This is a genomic window from Burkholderia territorii (assembly GCF_001718335.1).
Classification (GTDB): domain Bacteria; phylum Pseudomonadota; class Gammaproteobacteria; order Burkholderiales; family Burkholderiaceae; genus Burkholderia; species Burkholderia territorii.
Genome location: NZ_CP013366.1, coordinates 1595409 through 1614095, shown reverse-complemented (window position 1 = coordinate 1614095; position 18687 = coordinate 1595409). Strand labels below are relative to the sequence as shown.

The following is an 18687-nucleotide window of genomic DNA, read 5'->3' as shown; positions in this document are numbered from 1 at the left end:
GCGCTCGCGCAATTGCGCGCGGCGGCGCACCGGGGCGAGCGTTCTCGACACGCGCGGCGCGACGGGCATGCAGTTGCCGCGTCCCGCTACGCGCCCTTTCCGCCCTCTCCACCATTACCGCGCGCCTGCAGCAACTGCAGGCTCTCGTCGACGCTCAGTTCGGACATCGCGTCGTCGCGCAGCGTCTCGTCCGCCGCACGGCGCAGCGCATGCAGCGCGTGCTCCTTGAGCCGCACGATCGCGAACTGCAGCCCGCGAGCCGCGCATTCGGCCGCGAACGTGCGCAGCGACTCGATCGTCGTGCCGTCCACGTCGGGCGTTTCCTCGAGACTCAGCAGCACGGTACGCGTATCGGGCGCGGCTTTCATCAACGCGCGCACGCGATTGAGCATCCGGTCCGCGTTCGCGAAGAACAACTGCGCCTCGGGCCGCACGATCAGCACGCCGGGCACCGGCTTCGCATCGGCATGATTCGCGACGTCGACGAAGTCGTGCCCGTCACGCAGCCGGCCGAGCACGCTCACGTTCGGCTCCGACAACTTGCGCAGCGTCAGCAGCAGGCTCACGCCGATGGCCGCGAGCAGCCCGTGCAACACGCCGAGCACGAGCACCGCGAGCAGCGCGGCGATCACGACCAGCCGGTCGCGATGCCAGATCCAGTATGGCCGGAACACCGACGGGTGCAGCGAGTGGCTGACCGCGAAGATCACGATCGCCGCGAGCACCGGCTCGGGCGTGCGCGCGAGCTGCGGCAGCAGCTGCCATACGATCAGCGCGACCACACCGGCCGCCCACAGGCCCGCGAAGCGCGACCGAGCGCCGGCCGCCTCGTTCGCGGACGTCGCCGAATAGCCGGCACCGACCGGCATCCCGTGCAGCAGCCCCGACACGAGATTCGCGCAACCGAGCGCGACGAGGTCGCGGTTCGGCGACACGGTGTCGCCGTGCTTCAGCGCGAAGTTTCGAATCGACCCGTACGACTCCGCATACAGGATCAGCATCAGCGCGAACGCGAGCTCGACCGTCTGCATCCATGCATTGCGGTCGAGATGCGGTAGCCCGAATTCGATATGCCGGAAATCGATGTGCCCGACGATCGCTATGCCGTAGTGCTGCCAGTCGACCATATACCCGGCCGCGATCGACAGCACGATCACGACCAGTGTCGCGGGCACCCGCGAGCGCCGGCCGAGCACGAACAACAGCGCGAGCGCGGTCGCGCCGAGCGCGACGCTCGCGAGGTTCGCATGCGGCGCGCCGGTGACGAGATCGAGCGCGACATGCGGCGCATCGCTGTGCTGCACGGAGATCGCGAGAATCTTCGGCAACTGCTTGATGACGATCGTCAGCGCCAAACCGAACGTGAAACCGCGCAGGACCGGGCGCGCAACGAAATCCGACATGCCGCCCAGGCGCGCGGCACCTGCCAGGATGAACAGCACACCGGTCATCGCGACGAGCGCGGCCGCCAGCGCGAGCTGCGCGGCAAGCGCCATCCCGGATTCGGCCAGCACGGTCGCGGCGAGCACCGCCGCCGACGACGACGTCGACGACACGATCGCAAAGCGACTGCTGCCGGTCAGCGCATAAACGACGAGCCCTGACAGCAACGCGATGAGACCGGCCTGCGGCGGCAGGTTGGCGAGACCCGCATACGCCACCGCCTCGGGAATCAGCAGGCCGGCGATCGACAGGCCGGCGAGCGCATCGAGGCCGATGCGCTGCGTGGGCGGCGGCGTTGTCGCATCGAGTGCGGCGAAATGCTCGGGATGCTGGGGGCCGGCATCCGGACGGGTCGGGGCGGTCGTCATGAGGCGGTGGGCACCGTGCGCGTATCAGGGTTTGACGGCGATCACACCGGACCAGCCGGGCAGATAGCGCGCGTCCTGCTCGTGCGCGCGGCGCAGCGCGACGTCGAGCGCCTTCGAGAAGTTCTTGCGGATCTGGTCCAGCGTCACGTGCTGGCGCAGGTAGTCGGCCCACAGGAATTCGCTGAACGGCGTCGCATCCTTCGCATAGCCGCCGGCCGTGCGCAGCTCGCCGGCAAGGCTCCGGTACGGATCGTCCTCGAGCTCCGTCAGCGCCTTCGGCAGACGTGCATAGTCGCGACGCGAACCATCGGCGCCGAACGGATGCACCCACTGGTTGTGTTCCATCATCCGCCAGAAGATCGTGTCGTCGAGCCAGGACAGATCCTTGAGCAGCATCGCGTTTACGCGCGTCTCCCCTTCCTCGATCAGTGCGAGGCCGAGGTGGTGATGATCGGTGATGTAGTGCAGCCCGCCCGGGCCGAGCACGGCCGGAAACCAGTGCGACTCGATCGCGGCCTTGCGTGCGCGCTTGTCGAGGGTCTTCCAGTGCTTGCGCTTCGCTTTCACTTCGCGATAGCCGACCGTCATTTGCGTCGGACGCAGTGCGTCGAGCCGAACGGGAATGAGATGAACGTCGTTGCCGAGTGCCATGGTCGTACCCCATGTTGAATTTCCGGCAACGATACTCCTGAACTGGCGAGCCGTTAATACGTCGCGGCGTCGATTCGCGTGCGCTTGACCATCTCTGACAACGAGGCACAACGCTATGCACGCAGGTCGTCGCGTTCGAGACGATGCCGAACGTAGGGAATCCCGTCGTGAACGACGCTCACGCGGCGCATCCCGAGCTTGCGTGCGACGTTCAGCGAACCAGTGTTCGCCTCGGCGATATCGGCAATCACGCGCGGCAGCCGCACAGTGTCGAACGCATGGCGCACGACGGCCGCCGCGGCCTCGCATGCGATGCCGCGCCCCCATGCCGCGCGCACGAGCCGCCAGCCGATCTCGACGTCGCGCGCGCCGCCCGCGTAGTCGGGAATCAGCAGGATCCAGCCGACGAACGTGTCGGGCGCGGCCTTCTCGAAGATCGACCAGTAGCCGAGGCCCGGCGGATACGCGCGCGTGATCCGGTGCGTGACGAAGCGGCGATGTTCGTCAGGGTCGTGCCACGGGCCCGCGATGTAGCGCGTGACTTCGGGATCGCGATCCATCTCGATGCTCGCGTCGAGATCGGCCAGCACGCGCGGGCGCAGCCACAGCCGCCCGGTCTCCAGGACGGGCAACGCGGCAATCGATGGTTCGGTCATCGGGACTCCTGATACGGTGACGATGCGCGGCGCGCATTACATAACGAATACAAAATGCCTTCCGGAATGATACAAGGCGCCTGTCACCCATCAGGCGCGTGCGCATTTCCGCGCATTTCGGTTTTCTCAACAATTCATTTCATAGGGATTATTCCCGATTCGCGGATGTCGCGCCCCGCATCGCACGGCACCACGACCTACACTCGATCCATGCACCCGCGCCGCGCGCCAGCCGGGCAGGCATCCGCCTGAAGATCGTGAGCGCACAAGCCTGCGAGGAGACTTCGGACATGAGCTGGACCCGCGAACAACGCAACGTCACGATCGCCGCCTACCTGGGCTGGACACTCGACGCGTTCGACTTTTTCCTGATGGTCTTCGTGCTGAAGGACATCGCGGCCGAATTCGCGTCGACGATTCCCGCCGTCGCTTTTGCGCTGACGCTCACGCTCGCGATGCGCCCGCTCGGCGCGTTGATCTTCGGGCGGCTCGCCGACCGCTTCGGCCGCCGTCCGACGCTGATGGTCAACATCGCGTGCTATTCGCTGCTCGAACTCGCGTCGGGTTTCGCGCCGAGCCTCGCCGCGCTGCTGGCGCTGCGTGCGCTGTTCGGCATCGCGATGGGCGGTGAATGGGGCGTCGGCTCCGCGCTGACGATGGAAACCGTGCCGACCCATGCGCGTGGTTTCGTGTCGGGCTTGCTGCAGGCCGGCTATCCGAGCGGCTACCTGCTCGCATCCGTCGTGTTCGGCCTGTTCTACCAGTACATCGGCTGGCGCGGAATGTTCATGGTCGGCGTGCTGCCCGCGCTGCTCGTGCTGTACGTGCGCGCGCACGTGCCCGAATCGCCGGCCTGGAAGCAGATGGAAAAGCGGCCGCGGCCGAGTCTCGCGGCCACGATCCAGCAGAACTGGAAGCTCACGATCTACGCGATCGTGCTGATGACCGCTTTCAACTTCTTCTCGCATGGCACGCAGGACCTCTACCCGACCTTCCTGCGCGAACAGCATCACTTCGATCCGCATACCGTCTCGTGGATCACTATCGTGCTGAACATCGGCGCGATCGTCGGCGGCCTGTCGTTCGGCGCGATCTCGGAGAAGATCGGCCGCCGTCGCGCGATCTTCGTCGCCGCGCTCATCGCGCTGCCGGTTCTGCCGCTGTGGGCGTTCTCGAGCGGCGCGGTCGCGCTCGCCGCCGGCGCGTTCCTGATGCAGATCTCGGTACAGGGCGCGTGGGGCGTGATCCCCGTCCACCTGAACGAGATCTCGCCCGACGAGATTCGCGCGACGTTCCCCGGAGTGGTCTATCAGCTCGGCAACCTGCTCGCGTCCGGCAACGCGACGATGCAGGCGTCGCTCGCGGTTTCCCAGGGCAACAACTACGGTTTCGCACTGGCGCTCGTGGCCGGCATCGTGGCCGTCGTGATCGCGGTGCTGATCCTGTTCAGCCGCGAACGGCGCGGCATCGACATGACGCAATCGGTCAATACGCGTACAACCATCGGCTGATCCCGCGAATTTGCGCATCGCACCATCGCGCACGCCCCGCCCCGTCGGGGCCGCGCGGCATCCTTTCCGCGTCCGCACATCGAACTAGAGGAATTTGTCCAGATTCGTCGCTTGCCCGCGCCGCCCGCGTTTTTTTATCTTAATAAAAACGGCTGTTTGAATCAGATAATCAAATCACCTGTTCGCGGCCGGGCGACCGGCATTGGGAGGCGGGACATGGCAGTCAGTCAGGAGGGACGACCGTCGGCTGGACGGGCGTCCGGGGCGCGGTCATCCGGCAATCGGCAGACCGGCGGGACGAAGGCGCGCATTCTCGATGCGGCCGAGGACCTGTTCATCGAGCACGGCTTCGAAGCGATGTCGATGCGGCAGATCACGTCGCGCGCGACGGTAAACCTCGCCGCGGTCAACTACCACTTCGGCAGCAAGGAAGCGCTGATTCACGCGATGCTGTCGCGCAGGCTCGATCAGCTCAACCAGGAACGCCTCGGCATCCTCGACCGCTTCGATGCGCAGCTCGGCGCACACATTACCTGCGAGCATGTGCTCGGCGCGATGTTCATTCCCGCGCTGAAGGCGTCGCGCGACCCGGAGCGCGGCGGCCCCGCATTTCTGCGGCTGATCGGCCGCGCGTACACCGACCCGTCGCCGTTCGTGCGCAACTTCCTGACCGCGCACTACGCGAGCGTCGCGGGCCGCTTCTTCGACGCATTCCAGCGCGCGCTGCCGCACCTGCCGCGCACGGAGCTCGGCTGGCGGCTGCACTTCGCGATCGGCGCGCTCTCCGGCGCGCTGGCCGGTGCCGAGACCGAAAGCCTCATCGATGAATTCTCTCAAGGCCGCACGATGAACGACGTTCAGATGATCGCGCGGTTGTCGTCGCTGATCGTCGCCGCGCTGAAGGCGCCGATGCCCGACAGCGCGCAGTTGTCGATCTTCGCGGCCGTGCTCGACGATGCGGGCGCCGGCGACGCGTTCGGCCTGCCTTCGGGCACGCCGGCGGCCGATTCCGCGACGGTGCATTCGGCGAACTGATTGCGCGAGGCCGTGCAGGCAGCGATTCACGATCCTGGCGGCCCGGGCCGGCGTTAGTGGGCTGGCGAGGCCGAACGAATGTCGTGTGGCGCAAGCCGGGACTGGCTTGCGCGACGACGAAAAAGCATGGCGAGAATGGCGCGCTGGAGTGACGGCTCTCACCGTCCGCGAAGCATGGAGCGAGAGTGGGCGCTGAAGTGCCAACTCTCGTCGACCGCAAAGCATGGGACGAGAGTAAGCGCTAAAGCGCTAACTCTCGTCGACACCGGAGACACATCATGTCCTCATCCGCAGCAACCGCAGCGGCCCAGCTCCCGCCGAACACCGACGGCATCTGGTACGCGTCGTATCCGCCCGGCGTGCCGCACGAAATCGACGTCACGCAATACGCATCGCTCGTGCAGTTCTTCGACGAATGCACGACACGCTTCGCCGAACGGGTCGCCTACGTGAGCGCCGGCGCATCGATGACCTACCGCACGCTCGCGCAGAAAGTCGATGCGTTCGCGTCGTATCTGCAAAGCATCGGCGTGAAGCCCGGCGACCGCGTCGCGATCATGCTGCCGAATACGTTGCAGTACCCGGTCGCTCTGTTCGGAACGCTGAAGGCCGGCGCGATCGTCGTCAACGTCAACCCGCTCTATACCGCGCGCGAACTCGCGCACCAGTTGAAGGACAGCGGCGCGCAGACGATCGTCGTGTTCGAGAACTTCGCGCGCACGCTGCAGGACGCGTTGCCCGAAACGCAGGTGAAGAACATCGTCGTCACCGCGCTCGGCGACCTGCTCGCCGACGGTTTTAATGCCAAAGGACGCCTGATCAATTTCGTGCTGAAGCACGTGAAGAAGCTCGTGCCGGCCTACAGCCTGCCGCAGGCGATCCGGCTGCGCTCGGCCCTCGCGCTGGGTGCGCACGGCAAACCGCAGCCGGTGCAGACGACGCGCGACGATCTCGCGTTCCTCCAATACACGGGCGGCACGACCGGCGTCGCGAAAGGCGCGATGCTCACGCACGGCAACCTGATCGCGAACCTGCTGCAGGCCAAGGCGTGGATCGCCGACCAGGTCTCGGGCGAAGTCGAGACCGTGCTGACGCCGCTGCCGCTCTATCACATCTATTCGCTGACGGTGAACGCGTTCATCTTCATGGGACTCGGCGGGCGCAACATCCTGATCGCGAACCCGCGCGACATGAAGATGGTGATGAAGATCATCCGCCACGAAACATTCACCGGAATCACCGGGATCAACACGCTGTACAACGCGTTCCTCGACAACGAGGAATTCCGCAAGCGCGACTTCTCGAAACTCAAGCTCGCGATGGCCGGTGGCATGGCAATGCAGCGCGCGGTCGCGGAGCGCTTTCACGAGGTCACGGGGCGGCCGGTCGTCGAAGGCTACGGGCTCACCGAATGCTCGCCGATCGTCACGATGAATCCGGTGGACCTGAACGACATGGCCGCATTCAGCGGCTCGATCGGCCTGCCCGCCCCGTCGACGCTCGTGCGCTTCCGGCGCGAGGACGGCACCTGGGCCGGCGTCGGCGAGCCGGGCGAGCTGTGCGTGCATGGCCCGCAGGTGATGCGCGGCTACTGGCAGCGGCCCGACGAGACGGCGAAGGTAATCGACGCCGACGGCTGGCTCGGCACCGGCGACATCGGCGTGATGGACGAGCGCGGTTTCATCCGCCTCATCGATCGCAAGAAGGACATGATCCTCGTCTCGGGCTTCAACGTGTATCCAAACGAGATCGAGGAAGTGCTGGTCATGCATCCGGGCATCAGCGAAGCCGCCGCGATCGGCATTCCGGACGAAGTACAGGGCGAACGGATCAAGGTCTTCGTCGTGCGCCGCGACCCGGCGCTGACGGTCGACGACGTGCTCGCGCATTGCCGCAAGAACCTGACCGGCTACAAGATGCCGAAGCTCGTCGAATTCCGCGACGCGCTGCCGCAGACCAACGTCGGCAAGATCCTGCGCCGCGCGCTGCGCGACGAGGAACTCGCCAGGCTCAAGGCCGCGAAGCAAGGCTGACCATCCATCGCCCCCGGGAGACGCTGTCGATGAACGAAGGAACGAAGCGCCGCACGCGGCACGCCGCCGCGGCCGTCGCGTGCATGCTGTCGCTCGCGCAAGCCGGCCTGCATGCGCAGGAAACCGCCGCCGCCGCGAGCGCGGTACAGGAGGCCGCGCTGCCCGCGGACCTCGCGAAAGTCACGCGCGAGCCGGTCGCGCAGCAGGCGCGCTGGTTGCGCACGGCCGCCCAGCGCGGCACGCTCGCACAACTCGACGACGCGACGCTCACGGCGCTGTTCAAGGCACTCGATCCGCTCGCCGTCCCGCTCTACATCCGCAATGGTCCCAACGGCTATCCGTCGTATCAGTTCACGATGGTGCGCCAGGAGCGCATCAGCGGGAAATGGTCCGACACGCCCGACCGCATGCTCGTGAAAACGACCCGCGAACCGTTGCGGGTCTATGCGAAATGGCTGCCCGGCGGCGCGCACGCGGGACAGGAAACGATCTACGACACGACCCAGCGCAAGGACGAGATGTACGGCCATCTCGGCGGCCTGCTCGGCAAGATTCCGCTGTGGACGGCGCTCGACGGCGCACTGGCACGCGCGCAGTCGAATCACCAGGTGAAGGATCTCGGCACCGAGTTCATCACGAACCTGTACCTGACCGAAGGAAAGAAATACCAGGAAGCCGGCGTGCAGCGGCCGACGCAGGTGGAAGCGAAGACGATCGGCGGCGTGCGCGTCGTCGCGCTCACCTACGAGACGGCGACCGGCCGCCCGCAGTTCTACGCGAAGAAGGAAGTCCTCGGGCTCGACCTGCACGCGCCGTACTTCAGGACCGTCGAATCCTATGACAACGACGGCACGATCTTCGAGCGAATCATCATCGAGAAAATCGCGCCGGCGACGTTCGACGAATCCGCGTTCGACCCGAAGAATCCGGATTACGCGTTCTGATCGCAGCCGGTGCCGCGCATGTCGCGCTCAATCGTCGTCATCGTCGTGATGCTTGCGCCAATGCTTGTAATAGTGCTTGCGCCATCTCCGGTAACCGTCGTCGTCCTCGTCGCCGTAGTAGCCGTATCCGTAACCCGGATAGGCGACCACCGCCGGCTGCGGCGCCACATAGACCGGCGCCGGCTCTGCATAGACCGGTGCGACCGGCACGCCGATGCCCACCGACAGGTCGACGTGCCCCGCCATTGCACTGCCGGAAGCGAGCAACGCCACACTCCCGATCCACACCGCCAATCCCCTCTTGTTCATGTTCCCATTCCCGGATCCGCCGGCCAGCCCGGCATGCGCGTCGAATGTAATCGCACCGCGCGCCGCCAGGTGCTACGCCGTTGCGAGAGTCGTAACGCGACGTAACGAAACGGCACTAGCCATTCGACCGAATCGCGAAAATGCACGGGAGCGTCTATAGTGGGTTACGGTTCGACACAATCGTGACCGCGCACTGGCGGAACGAACAGGGTAAAATCCCGCCAAATGCTTGGTGGGCAATCCGCCGCACACGCACAACATATTCTCTGACGCAGGCTCCTGCCGCACCTCAATGGCCAATCCCGCAGAATCCCATCCGCAAAACGACTTCATCAATTCGGCGCGCAAGGAACGTAAGCGTGTTGAAATCTATCTCGTCAACGGCATTCGTCTGACGGGGTGTATCGAGTCGTTCGACCAGTACCTGGTGATGCTGCGCACCCCCGTGGGTCTGCAAGGCATCTACAAGCGTGCGATTTCCACGATCCAGCTCGACACCGGTGGCTCGCGCCCGGGCGGCGGCGGCCCGCGCGGCCCGCGTACCGGCGGTCGGCCGGGCGGCCGTGAAGGCGGCGGCCACAGCCCGTACGGCTCGCACGGCGGCGCACGCGAATCGCGCGGCGACGGCGGCTACGGTTCGCGCGAACCGCGCGAAGGTTACGGTTCCCGTGAACCACGCGAAGGCTATGGCCCGCGTGAACCGCGCGAGGGTTATGGCGCGCCGCGCGAGCCCCGCGAAGGCTATGGCGCCCCGCGCGAAAGCTACGGCGCGCCGCGCGATGCCGGCGACGCATCGGGCAACACGTCGCCGTCCGACGCACGCGGCAGCAATGGGCCGGTGATCGTCACGCGGCGCCGGCGAATCGTGCCGGACGGCCAGTAAAACAAAAGGGCAAGCCAAGTGGCTTGCCCTTTTTTCTGGTGGGTCGGCGCGGCATGTCGCCGCACCGCCGTGCCGCGATCGCTCAGTGTGACGCCGTCGGCAAGCCCGCATCGGCCTCGCGCTGCAGCGAACGTACCTGCTGCTGCAATGCGCGCAATTGCGACTGAAGCTGCGCCTGCTGCGCCTGCAATGCCGCCGTTTCGGTGCGAACGCTCTTCTGGCGATCCGCGACGGCCGCCTGCTGCTCGCGTGCGATCGAGATGTCCGCCTGCAGGCGCCGCGCGCGTTCCTGCGTGACTTCGATCTGCCGGTCCATCTGCGCCTTCTGCGATTCCAGCTTCGCCGCACGCAACTCGTTAACCGCCAACCGCTCCGCCTGCCGCGAGAAATCGCGGTAGATCGCTTCCGCCCGCGTTTCGTCGTACGTCTTGATCACGCGCCAGAACGCCTTCTGCTGGAACAGCGCGACGAAATAGGAACCGTCCTTCACGCTGAACAGCAGGCTCGCGCCGTAGCTGCCGTTATAACTGGTGCGCATCTCCGTCAGCGAATGCGCCTGGATCTGGCGCTGCAGTTCGTCGACCGTGCTCTGGCCGGTTGTCTCGCCCGCCTGCGGCTGCATCGAGGTCTGCACCTGTTGATCGATCACCGGAATCGTCGCCACCGGCGCCGATGCCTGCTGCACCGCCGGCGATGCATTGCCGGCCAATCCCTGCGCGAACGCGCCCTGCACGCCTCCCATCACGGCGAGCAACACACACGCCCGCCCCAACCTCGTCATATGGCTCATGAATTTCAATTCCCCGCCCGTGTCGTTGTAATTCAGCGCGATTTTATCTCATTAATTACTCGCTTTCGCGGGTCTCGGGCTCTTCGTCGAATATCTGATATTTGCGCATCTTTTCCCACAGCACCTTCCGGCTGATGCCGAGCTGCTGCGCCGTATCCTGGCGCCGCCAACCGTTTGCGTCGAGCGCCGCGATCACGCGGCTGCGCTCGTTCATGTCCCACTTGCTGCGGTCGACGAAGACCTCCGCGGCACTCTCCGCCGGCACCGGCTGCGCCGAATTGCGCGCATGCGCGATCAGCCGCTGGAGCCGAGCGGCATCCCAGCCGCCCGTTTGCCGCACCGTCACCCCGACGCGCTCGGCAAGGTTGCGCAATTCACGCACGTTGCCGGGGAAATAGCTGTCCGCGACCGCGTCCGCGAGCCAGTAAGGCAGGTCGGGCAGTTGCGCGAGCCGCTCCTCGCCCACCACCTCCGCGACGAACGACTTGAACAGCGCGATCTTGTCTACGGCTCCCCGCTCCTCCAGCGACGGAATGCTCAACTCGATCACCGCGAGCCGATAGTAAAGATCGGCGCGGAACAGGCCATCCTTCACGAGCTGCGGCAGCTTCTTGTTGCTGGCCGCGACGAGACGGAAATCGACCTTGATCGGCGTCGTCGCGCCGACCCGCAGCACGGCGCCGTCCTCGAGCACGCGCAGCAGCTTGACCTGCTGGTACAACGGCAGGTCGCCGACTTCGTCGAGGAACAACGTGCCGCCCGCTGCCTGCTCGAAATAGCCTTTATGCGCAACAACCGCCCCCGTAAACGAGCCTTTCGCGTGCCCGAAGAACAGCGACTCGAACAGGCCGTCCGGAATCGCGCCGCAGTTGACCGGCACGAATTCGCCGTTGCGGTAGCGCGAATGCTTTTCGTGGAGCAATTGCGCGATACGTTCCTTGCCGACGCCGGTTTCGCCGTGCAGCAGCACGTTGGTGTCGCAGTCGGCGAACGTATCGACCTCGTGCAGCAGCGCCTGCATCGATTCCGAGTGCGCGACGAGTTCGGACGGCTGCAGCGTATCGGCCGCATGCGCGCGCAGCTGCGTGACGAGCTTGCCGATCATGCCGCGCAGTTCGGCGCAGGTGAAGTCGAGCGGCAGGATGTGCGAATAATCGGGCGGATACTGCGACGCGTCATGGTCGCGGGCCGCGCCGACCCACACGACCGGCATGCCGATGTTCGCCTGCCAGTCGCGCAGGAATGCCGCGCCGGTCTCGATCATCGTCACGCTGATGATCGCGAGCGACGGCCGCAACGCGGCGCGCTCCGGCGAGATTTCCGCATTGTCGGCACGGATCACTTCGACGTCGAAGCTCGCCATGCAGCGAGCAACGCGATCGACGATGTCCGCCTTGCCTTCCCAGACGTACAGGTCGAGTTCTGCGATTGCGGAGGGGGTTCTCATTGTTGATGCTTTCAATGAACGATTTGCGGAGCGTTGCAAGTCAGACTGTGTTGTATCACGGTCACTTGGCCGATTTGCAATCCCAATGCCGTCAGCAATGGCGTCACCAACCCGTTGAGCAATGGATTGATCAGCCCGAGCAGCAAAGGAATGAGCTGACCCGTGAGCGGTTGAAGAATCTGAGTGAGGATCGATAGATCAAGTCCCAAGACGCTGAGCTGGATCGATGTTCCGTTCAATAGATTCGTCAGCTGTACGTTAAGCGAGTTGGTTGCTGTCGATGACGTGGTCCAGTTGGGCCCGGGAGACCATGATGACGAAGTGCATGCGCCGTTATTCGGTTTCGTATTGCAGAACGAGTATTGCGAACCGTTCGGATAAATGATTCCGGTTCCGGTTAGCGGCAGGCTGGCGCTGAGTGCACCAGGAGTCGAAGGCAATGGCGGCCCGCTATAAATGGGCGTGCTGGTGCTGCTGCCGACGTACGCTACCGGGTTCGATAGAGACAAGGTAAGTTGCAGAGCCGAGAAATTGCCGAGTAGCCCCGCCCCGGACAGCTTGGCAACAGGAATCGTTGCGGAGCTGGACGAACAGCTCGGGGCATTGAGGTTCAGTGTCCCTCCGGCATTTTGTCCAGCGCAAATCATCGCCACGCCCGGCAATGCACCGAACGTCACGGTGCTCGATGCCGGGGTCGATTGGCAACTCGCACTAGCCAGCCACGCGCGACCGGGGCCGCCCAGAATGATGTAAAGGGGCAAGTGCGGGCCGGTAAGCTGAATCGTCAACAGGCCGGGTAAAATCGGTATCGGAGGCGGATCCGACAGCACCTGCACATCAACGTAGAGCCCGATCTCGGCTTGCGACGCCTGCGTGCGCCAGATGCCGTTCACTTGTCCTGCCTCGCCAATTCCGATCGACGGCGGCGCCAGTACCTGCAACTGCAAACTGTTCACCCGAACCAGCGACGATACCGCAGAAATGAGCGGACAAAACGCGCTGCCGGGGCAATTGGTTTGACCGATCGACACCGTCAGCGCGCTGTTATATGCACCGATCTCCGCCGTCGCGAGCAACAGCTGAAGCACATTGATGTTGGCGTTTGCCGCCGACTCCGGATTACTGCCCGAGTATTGAAGGAGACTGCCTAACGAGATCTTGTTGACATTGACATTCGCACCAACTTTGCCTCCGAGTGCGCTGAGCACCGTACCGACCGTGGTATTGCTGCCTACGGCGGCGGCGGTGAGATTCAAGATATCCGCTACGGTCAGATTGAGTCCGAGCAACTTCCCGACGCTGGCCGGATTCGACATGCCGGCCGTACCGAGTTGCACCGCCGCATTCGCCAATTGACCTAACGTGACGTTTGCTCCGGCCAATGACTGATAACCCGCCAATCCCACATTGATGTTGGTCGTGGAACCCAGCAAACCCGTGAGCAATGGATCGAGTATCGCGGACGAAGAGGTATTGAGGTTCGCAAGTGTCGAACCTACGCTAAATGTGTCGATTGCCGCGGCCCGCGCGGTGGCAGTTGCGGAAACGACGGCCTGCCTGCCGCTCAATTGGTTCAACAGCCCCAGGAAGAAGTAGCTCACCTGCCGATAAGCCGTCACCTGGGCCGCATTCGCCACCGTCGGCGCTGGCGTTACGTAAGCGGTCGACGGATCCCACCTCCCGCAGCTCACGGCAATCTGATCGTTTCCTGCGGTAGGTTTTGCCGTCGCCGTGGTGCTTATCAACGTGAACGCATAACCCTTGTCGTTGATGGTCGCACTCCTCGTGACATTGCTTTTTGCATCGGTCAGACAACCGGTCGGATCGCTCGTCATCGGCTGAACGGCGGCCAGTGCCGCCAGATCCGCGACCCGCTGCAGGTCGCGCTTCTGAAAATACAGATTCGCAATGTCGATCACACCGAGCACGACGATCGCGATCATGACCCATATCGCCGACATAACAACGATGGAACCGCGTTGACGCCGCTTCGCCGGCCAGCCAGCGCCGCGCCGTCGAAATCCATATGGTTGGTCTGCGCGCATCGTCATCTCGCTTACTGCGCACCCTGCCCACTACCCGCCATACCTCCGGACGAGCTACCAAGCTGCGTACTCATCGATTCGGGAATCTTGTTCTTGAACGAATCGAGATAGCGCTGGTAAACGAGAGATGCGGCGTCGCCAAGCATCGGCTGCGCCGGTGCCGCAGCGCTATTCTCACGTTGGATCGAAAGCCATTCCTTCGTCGAACGGTCGACGTCGGACGCCGTCGGCGCGGCTCCCTGTTGCGCCTGTGCCGCTGCGGTGCCCATTGCCATGCCGACGATCGCACTTAACACCGCGATGCGGCCCGCAAGCGTGTTTCGATAATGTTTATTCTTCATGTCGCTCCCCGCCTGTCTGTTCATTGTGCAAACCGTTGCAGCAGTGGCACGGTCTGGTCATAACCGAAATTGTTTGCCATTGGCGTGATCGGTGCGGTCGCGGCGCGCCGCGATACTACGGGCGGCGTCGCAACCGCACGCTGCTGCGCGCGTGCCGCCGCCGCGATTTTTGCGGCGTCGCCAATGATGTCCTTGCGGATATCCGCCGGCAGATGCTGCTGGTTCATCAGCCGCTGCGCATCCTGTGTGCGTCCGGTAGCGAGCAGATACAGTACGAGATTGCTGATGATCTTCGGATTGCGTTGATCCAGTTCCGCCGCTTTCATCAACGGCACCCGCGCGCCAACCACGTCGCCGTTCCGCAATTTCGCATAGGCGAGATCTGACAGCAGCGACGCATCGGTGGGCGCGAGCTCGGACGCGTGCGTTAGAGCCTGCACTGCCTGACCGAAATCGCCGGTCGCACCGGCGATCAACCCGAGCCCCCGGTAGCCGCGCGCGGCGAGCGGCGTCTTCAGTAACTGCGTGTAGGCAACCGCGCTGGCAGCCGGCTGCTCAGTCATGCGCAGGGCATCCGCACGCAGCAGGATCGAGTCGGGCGATGCGCCGTACGCCTTGTCGTATGCGTCGATGTGCGCAAGCGATGCGTAATAGAGACCCTGTGCCTGCATCCGCTGGATCAGACCGAGGTACATCGCCGGTGTATCCGGTACCGCCTGCTTCTGGTCCGCTGCCTGGATCAGCGCCGCGCGTTCGGTCTGCGCACCCACGCCGTACCCGGTTTCCTTGGTCGCGCACGCGGCAAGCAGCAGCACCGCCGTGGCCGTACTTGCATGTTTCGCCATCCTGCTTATCCGCTTCATCGTCTTTCCTTCGATCCATCAGTGACGCGCCGACAGCGCATGCAGTACCGCCAGAAACCCGGGCCCTGCTGTCACGATCAACAGTGCAGGCAACAGCGTCAGGATCATGACACCCGTCATCTTTACCGTCAGCCGACCGATTCGTTCGCGGAGCATCGCTCGGCGCGTCTCCCGCAGCCGATCGCCGAACTGCTTGAGCGGCTCCTGCACCGCTCCACCGTGCTTGTCGACCTGCACCATCAACCGGGCAATCGCGCGCAGGTCCTCATTGTCGAAACCGCTCGACAAGCGTTGCATCGACTGATCCCGCGTGCGGCCCGCTGCGAACTGACGCTGCGCGATGCCGACCTCCGACGACAGCACCGGCATCATCCCGCGGAAATCGTTGGTCACGACCTGCAGGCTTTGGTCCAGCGACAACCCGACTCCCTGCAACAGGCGGAGCATGTCGACGAACAGCGGCAGTTCATCGACGATGCTTTGGCGACGCGCGGCGGCACGGCGCTGCACGTACAGCTTCGGCAACATGAAGCCGAGCCCGAATGCGGCGAACATGCCGATCATCCAGGATCCGCCTGCCACCCGTCCACTCGCGAAGATCGCGAACAGCAACGGCAATGCGATCCCGCATGCAATCCGCGCGATCAGGAACAGACCGCGCGTACGCGCGTCGACGTAACCGCATTGCTCGAGCAGACGGCGATCCTCGTCCGCGACGATGTGCTTGCCGAACCCGGTATCGAGCCAGCGCATCCCCGTCGCCGAGAATCGCGCGAGCATGCGCTCGATGCGCTCGCGCCCGCGAGTGTCCGGTTTCACGGACGGAACATCGTCCGCTGCACCCCGAGCCTTCGCTGCCTCCAGCGCCGCCATGCGCTGATCGAGCGCATCGGCCAACGCACGTTCCGCACGCGACGCGGCGCTCGCGCGCAACAACGCGATCATTCCAAGCAGCAGCACGCCTAGCGCGCCAAGCGCCAGCGCGATCGATCCGATCTGGGTTGCCGTCATCGCATCACCTGAGTCGAGCCATTCGATACAGCCACACACTACCCGCAACCTGGGCCAGGAACGCGAACATGAGCAGCATGCGGCCGCTCGGGTCGTTCCACATCCCTGACAGGTACTTCGGATTGGTCATCACCACGAAACTGCCGATCCCGATGGGCAACATCACGAGCACGAATGCCGACAGCCGCGTCTCCGCCGACATCGCCGTCAGCTCGCGCTCCGCTTGCTCCAGATCGCGCATGAACACGGCCATGCGTTCGAGCATGACGTCCGCGCGACCGCCGTACTTGACCGACAACCGCAGTACCGAGCCGAGCAGTTCGAACTCCTCGGTCCGGTAGATCCTGGCGATGTGGAGCATTGCGCGATCGATCTCGACACCCGTGCGCAGCATCCGCGACACGTGATCGAGACACCCCCGCAGCGGCTCCTCCGTCGTCAGCAGCGCTGCCTGGAACGCGGCCGGCACGCTGTTGCCGAGCGTCACGAGTCGCACGATCCCGTCGAGAAACGACGGAATCTGCCGGACGATTTTCAGTCGTCGCTTCTGAATCCGCGACGCGAGCCAGACGCCGAAGATTGCGCCGCCGCATGCAAGCGCCGCGAAGCACGCGAGTGCGCCGCCGTGGCTGCCCGCGATCGCGGCAACCGCGACGAGAACGGCCAGCGCGGCGATCGCCTTGCCGCGCGCGCCTTCGATCCCCGCACGATTCACGAGGTTGGCCAGATATTCCGTTGCGAGCGCGTACCAGTGCACCCAGAAAGCACGAGACGCGGCATGGCGCGCGCCATCGGACGACGGCGCGGCCCGTGACGCAGCGGATGCCGCCGATCGTGCGGCCGGTGCCGCCGCGCGTACGCCGGGTTCGAGCCGACTGTCGATGAAGCGCTTCGCATCGGTGCGCACGCGCCGGGTTTCCGCATGTCGCCACAGCATCAGTGCCGATGCCACGCACAGCATCGCGACCGCGAGCACCCAGATCATCGCGCTATACATTGAAGCCCCCGCCACGGCCGAATCCGCCGCCGCCAAACCCGCCACCGAAACCGCCCCCGCCCATTGCGCCGCTCGTCAGCGTCTGGCGAAAGCGCGCGAGCTTCGGCGAATGCGGATGGATGCCGAGCGATTCCCAGTGATCGACTTCCTCGCCTTCCGGCGTCACGCGTGCTTCGTAGCGATACAGCTCCTGCGTCGCGATGATGTTGTCGGACAGCCCCGTCACCTCGGTGATCGACAGAATCCGGCGGCGTCCATTCGACAGCCGCCCGATCTGCACGATGAAGTCGATCGCATTCGCGATCTGGCGACGCAGGCTCGACTCGGTGCCCTGGAAGCCGGCGAAACCGGCGAGCATCTCGAGTCGGTACAGGCACTCGCGCGGCGAGCTCGCGTGCACGGTGCCCATCGAGCCGTCATGGCCCGTGTTCATGGCCTGCAGCATTTCGAGCACTTCACCGCCGCGCACTTCGCCGACGATGATCCGGTCCGGACGCATCCGCAGCGTGTTGCGCAACAGGTCGCGAATCGTCACGACGCCGCTACCGTCGAATCCGCCCGGGCGGCTTTCGAGCCGCACGACGTGCGGGTGGTTCAGCGACAGCTCCGCCGTATCCTCGATCGTCACGACGCGCTCGGCCTCCGGGATGTGGAATGCGAGCGCGTTGAGCAGCGACGTCTTGCCCGAACTCGTGCCGCCCGACACGAGCACGTTGCAACGTGCCTCGACCGCTGCCTCGAGCAGCGCGCCGATCTCGTCGTTGTACGTGCCGTTGCCGAGCAGGTCCGAGGGCTTCAGCGGATCCTTGCGGAATTTCCGGATCGACACGATCGGGCCGTCGATCGACAACGGCTCGATCACGACGTTCACGCGGCCGCCATCGGGCAGCCGCGCGTCGACCATCGGGTTCGATTCGTCGAGACGACGCCCGATCGGCGCGAGGATCCGGCGCACGATTCGCAGCAGGTGCGCGTTGTCGGTGAAGCGCACCGGCAGCTTCGCGAGAATCCCGTGCCGCGACACGTACACGTCGTTGTAGCCGTTGATCAGGATGTCCTCGACCGCCGGATCCGCGAGCAGATCCTCGATCGGCCCGAAACCCGCGAGTTCCTTCGTCAACGCCTCGGCGATCGCGCGCACCTCGTTCTCGTTGAGCGGAATGCGGCGCAGGCGCACGAAGCTGTCGATCTCGAGATCGACGAACTGATTGATCGCCTGGCGCGACCATCGGCCGAACTCGGCGCCCAGCTCCTCGATACGCGTCAGCAGGTGCTCGTGCGCAGCATTCTTGATGTCGTGGAATTGCTGCGTCTGGGAGAACGGCGCTGCGCCGTCGGCGAATTGAATGTCGTGTGCCAT

General features: G+C 64.8%; 17 protein-coding genes. 5 read left to right on the top strand and 12 right to left on the bottom strand.

Annotation, left to right across the window (positions count from 1 at the left end):
• Positions 1 to 86: 86 nt before the first annotated feature.
• From WS51_RS17975 to WS51_RS17965, 3 genes are all read right to left on the bottom strand, one after another.
• Positions 87 to 1811, bottom strand: coding sequence for a SulP family inorganic anion transporter (locus tag WS51_RS17975; protein ID WP_069229549.1), 1725 nt, complete (start codon positions 1809 to 1811; stop codon positions 87 to 89).
• A 24-nt stretch (positions 1812 to 1835) separates the two neighbouring features.
• Positions 1836 to 2462, bottom strand: a complete 627-nt coding sequence (locus tag WS51_RS17970) for a ParB-like protein (RefSeq protein WP_059447204.1) — start codon at positions 2460 to 2462, stop codon at positions 1836 to 1838.
• 113 nt (positions 2463 to 2575) lie between these two features.
• The gene (locus WS51_RS17965) at positions 2576 to 3118 is read right to left on the bottom strand and encodes a GNAT family N-acetyltransferase (protein WP_059544535.1); all 543 of its coding nucleotides are present in this window, start codon (positions 3116 to 3118) and stop codon (positions 2576 to 2578) included.
• A 290-nt stretch (positions 3119 to 3408) separates the two neighbouring features.
• Between WS51_RS17965 and WS51_RS17960 the strand changes: the two genes are divergently transcribed.
• The 4 genes from WS51_RS17960 (at position 3409) to WS51_RS17945 (ending at position 8641) form a co-directional block, all read left to right on the top strand.
• Positions 3409 to 4629: an MFS transporter gene (locus WS51_RS17960; RefSeq protein ID WP_059501864.1), complete on the top strand. Its 1221-nt coding sequence runs from the start codon at positions 3409 to 3411 to the stop codon at positions 4627 to 4629.
• Between the two features lie 216 nt (positions 4630 to 4845).
• Positions 4846 to 5664, top strand: coding sequence for a TetR/AcrR family transcriptional regulator (locus WS51_RS17955; RefSeq protein WP_059447201.1), 819 nt, complete (start codon positions 4846 to 4848; stop codon positions 5662 to 5664).
• A gap of 278 nt (positions 5665 to 5942) precedes the next feature.
• Entirely contained in the window at positions 5943 to 7697 is a 1755-nt protein-coding gene (locus WS51_RS17950) for an AMP-binding protein (RefSeq protein WP_069229548.1), read from the top strand.
• 29 nt (positions 7698 to 7726) lie between these two features.
• A complete protein-coding gene (locus WS51_RS17945; protein WP_069229547.1) occupies positions 7727 to 8641 on the top strand; it encodes a DUF1571 domain-containing protein in 915 nt (304 codons plus the stop codon).
• 27 nt (positions 8642 to 8668) lie between these two features.
• Here the strand turns inward: WS51_RS17945 and WS51_RS17940 are convergent, their stop codons facing one another.
• Positions 8669 to 8950: a PXPV repeat protein gene (locus WS51_RS17940; RefSeq protein WP_059544528.1), complete on the bottom strand. Its 282-nt coding sequence runs from the start codon at positions 8948 to 8950 to the stop codon at positions 8669 to 8671.
• A 292-nt stretch (positions 8951 to 9242) separates the two neighbouring features.
• Here WS51_RS17940 and hfq point away from each other — a divergent pair, with 292 nt between their 5' ends.
• Positions 9243 to 9833: an RNA chaperone Hfq gene (hfq, locus tag WS51_RS17935; RefSeq protein ID WP_059501853.1), complete on the top strand. Its 591-nt coding sequence runs from the start codon at positions 9243 to 9245 to the stop codon at positions 9831 to 9833.
• An 82-nt stretch (positions 9834 to 9915) separates the two neighbouring features.
• Here the strand turns inward: hfq and WS51_RS17930 are convergent, their stop codons facing one another.
• From WS51_RS17930 to WS51_RS17895, 8 genes are all read right to left on the bottom strand, one after another.
• Positions 9916 to 10623, bottom strand: a complete 708-nt coding sequence (locus WS51_RS17930; RefSeq protein ID WP_059447196.1) for a DUF2968 domain-containing protein — start codon at positions 10621 to 10623, stop codon at positions 9916 to 9918.
• Between the two features lie 55 nt (positions 10624 to 10678).
• The gene (locus tag WS51_RS17925; protein ID WP_059447195.1) at positions 10679 to 12070 is read right to left on the bottom strand and encodes a sigma 54-interacting transcriptional regulator; all 1392 of its coding nucleotides are present in this window, start codon (positions 12068 to 12070) and stop codon (positions 10679 to 10681) included.
• Between the two features lie 11 nt (positions 12071 to 12081).
• Positions 12082 to 14013 carry a TadG family pilus assembly protein gene (locus tag WS51_RS17920; RefSeq protein WP_167357988.1) on the bottom strand — a complete coding sequence of 644 codons (1932 nt, stop codon included), beginning with the start codon at positions 14011 to 14013 and terminating at the stop codon, positions 12082 to 12084.
• Between the two features lie 113 nt (positions 14014 to 14126).
• Positions 14127 to 14456, bottom strand: a complete 330-nt coding sequence (locus tag WS51_RS17915; protein WP_069229546.1) for a DUF3613 domain-containing protein — start codon at positions 14454 to 14456, stop codon at positions 14127 to 14129.
• A gap of 20 nt (positions 14457 to 14476) precedes the next feature.
• A complete protein-coding gene (locus tag WS51_RS17910) occupies positions 14477 to 15319 on the bottom strand; it encodes a tetratricopeptide repeat protein (RefSeq protein ID WP_069229545.1) in 843 nt (280 codons plus the stop codon).
• A gap of 18 nt (positions 15320 to 15337) precedes the next feature.
• Positions 15338 to 16330: a type II secretion system F family protein gene (locus WS51_RS17905; protein WP_059848715.1), complete on the bottom strand. Its 993-nt coding sequence runs from the start codon at positions 16328 to 16330 to the stop codon at positions 15338 to 15340.
• 4 nt (positions 16331 to 16334) lie between these two features.
• The gene (locus WS51_RS17900; protein WP_059501847.1) at positions 16335 to 17327 is read right to left on the bottom strand and encodes a type II secretion system F family protein; all 993 of its coding nucleotides are present in this window, start codon (positions 17325 to 17327) and stop codon (positions 16335 to 16337) included.
• Positions 17320 to 18687, bottom strand: a complete 1368-nt coding sequence (locus tag WS51_RS17895; RefSeq protein WP_059771201.1) for a CpaF family protein — start codon at positions 18685 to 18687, stop codon at positions 17320 to 17322. Before WS51_RS17895 ends, WS51_RS17900 begins: the two co-directional genes overlap by 8 nt.

Excerpts from the sequence above, each read along its gene's own strand:
- WS51_RS17970 (WP_059447204.1), bottom strand. The coding sequence starts at position 2,462 with ATGGCACTCGGCAACGACGTTCATCTCATTCCCGTTCGGCTCGACGCA.
- WS51_RS17895 (WP_059771201.1), bottom strand. The coding sequence starts at position 18,687 with ATGGCACACGACATTCAATTCGCCGACGGCGCAGCGCCGTTCTCCCAG.
- WS51_RS17975 (WP_069229549.1), bottom strand. The coding sequence starts at position 1,811 with ATGACGACCGCCCCGACCCGTCCGGATGCCGGCCCCCAGCATCCCGAG.
- WS51_RS17955 (WP_059447201.1), top strand. The coding sequence starts at position 4,846 with ATGGCAGTCAGTCAGGAGGGACGACCGTCGGCTGGACGGGCGTCCGGG.
- WS51_RS17950 (WP_069229548.1), top strand. The coding sequence starts at position 5,943 with ATGTCCTCATCCGCAGCAACCGCAGCGGCCCAGCTCCCGCCGAACACC.
- WS51_RS17920 (WP_167357988.1), bottom strand. The coding sequence starts at position 14,013 with ATGATCGCGATCGTCGTGCTCGGTGTGATCGACATTGCGAATCTGTAT.
- WS51_RS17940 (WP_059544528.1), bottom strand. The coding sequence starts at position 8,950 with ATGAACAAGAGGGGATTGGCGGTGTGGATCGGGAGTGTGGCGTTGCTC.
- WS51_RS17930 (WP_059447196.1), bottom strand. The coding sequence starts at position 10,623 with ATGAGCCATATGACGAGGTTGGGGCGGGCGTGTGTGTTGCTCGCCGTG.
- WS51_RS17905 (WP_059848715.1), bottom strand. The coding sequence starts at position 16,330 with ATGACGGCAACCCAGATCGGATCGATCGCGCTGGCGCTTGGCGCGCTA.
- WS51_RS17915 (WP_069229546.1), bottom strand. The coding sequence starts at position 14,456 with ATGAAGAATAAACATTATCGAAACACGCTTGCGGGCCGCATCGCGGTG.
- WS51_RS17910 (WP_069229545.1), bottom strand. The coding sequence starts at position 15,319 with ATGAAGCGGATAAGCAGGATGGCGAAACATGCAAGTACGGCCACGGCG.
- WS51_RS17925 (WP_059447195.1), bottom strand. The coding sequence starts at position 12,070 with ATGAGAACCCCCTCCGCAATCGCAGAACTCGACCTGTACGTCTGGGAA.
- WS51_RS17900 (WP_059501847.1), bottom strand. The coding sequence starts at position 17,327 with ATGTATAGCGCGATGATCTGGGTGCTCGCGGTCGCGATGCTGTGCGTG.
- hfq (WP_059501853.1), top strand. The coding sequence starts at position 9,243 with ATGGCCAATCCCGCAGAATCCCATCCGCAAAACGACTTCATCAATTCG.
- WS51_RS17945 (WP_069229547.1), top strand. The coding sequence starts at position 7,727 with ATGAACGAAGGAACGAAGCGCCGCACGCGGCACGCCGCCGCGGCCGTC.
- WS51_RS17960 (WP_059501864.1), top strand. The coding sequence starts at position 3,409 with ATGAGCTGGACCCGCGAACAACGCAACGTCACGATCGCCGCCTACCTG.
- WS51_RS17965 (WP_059544535.1), bottom strand. The coding sequence starts at position 3,118 with ATGACCGAACCATCGATTGCCGCGTTGCCCGTCCTGGAGACCGGGCGG.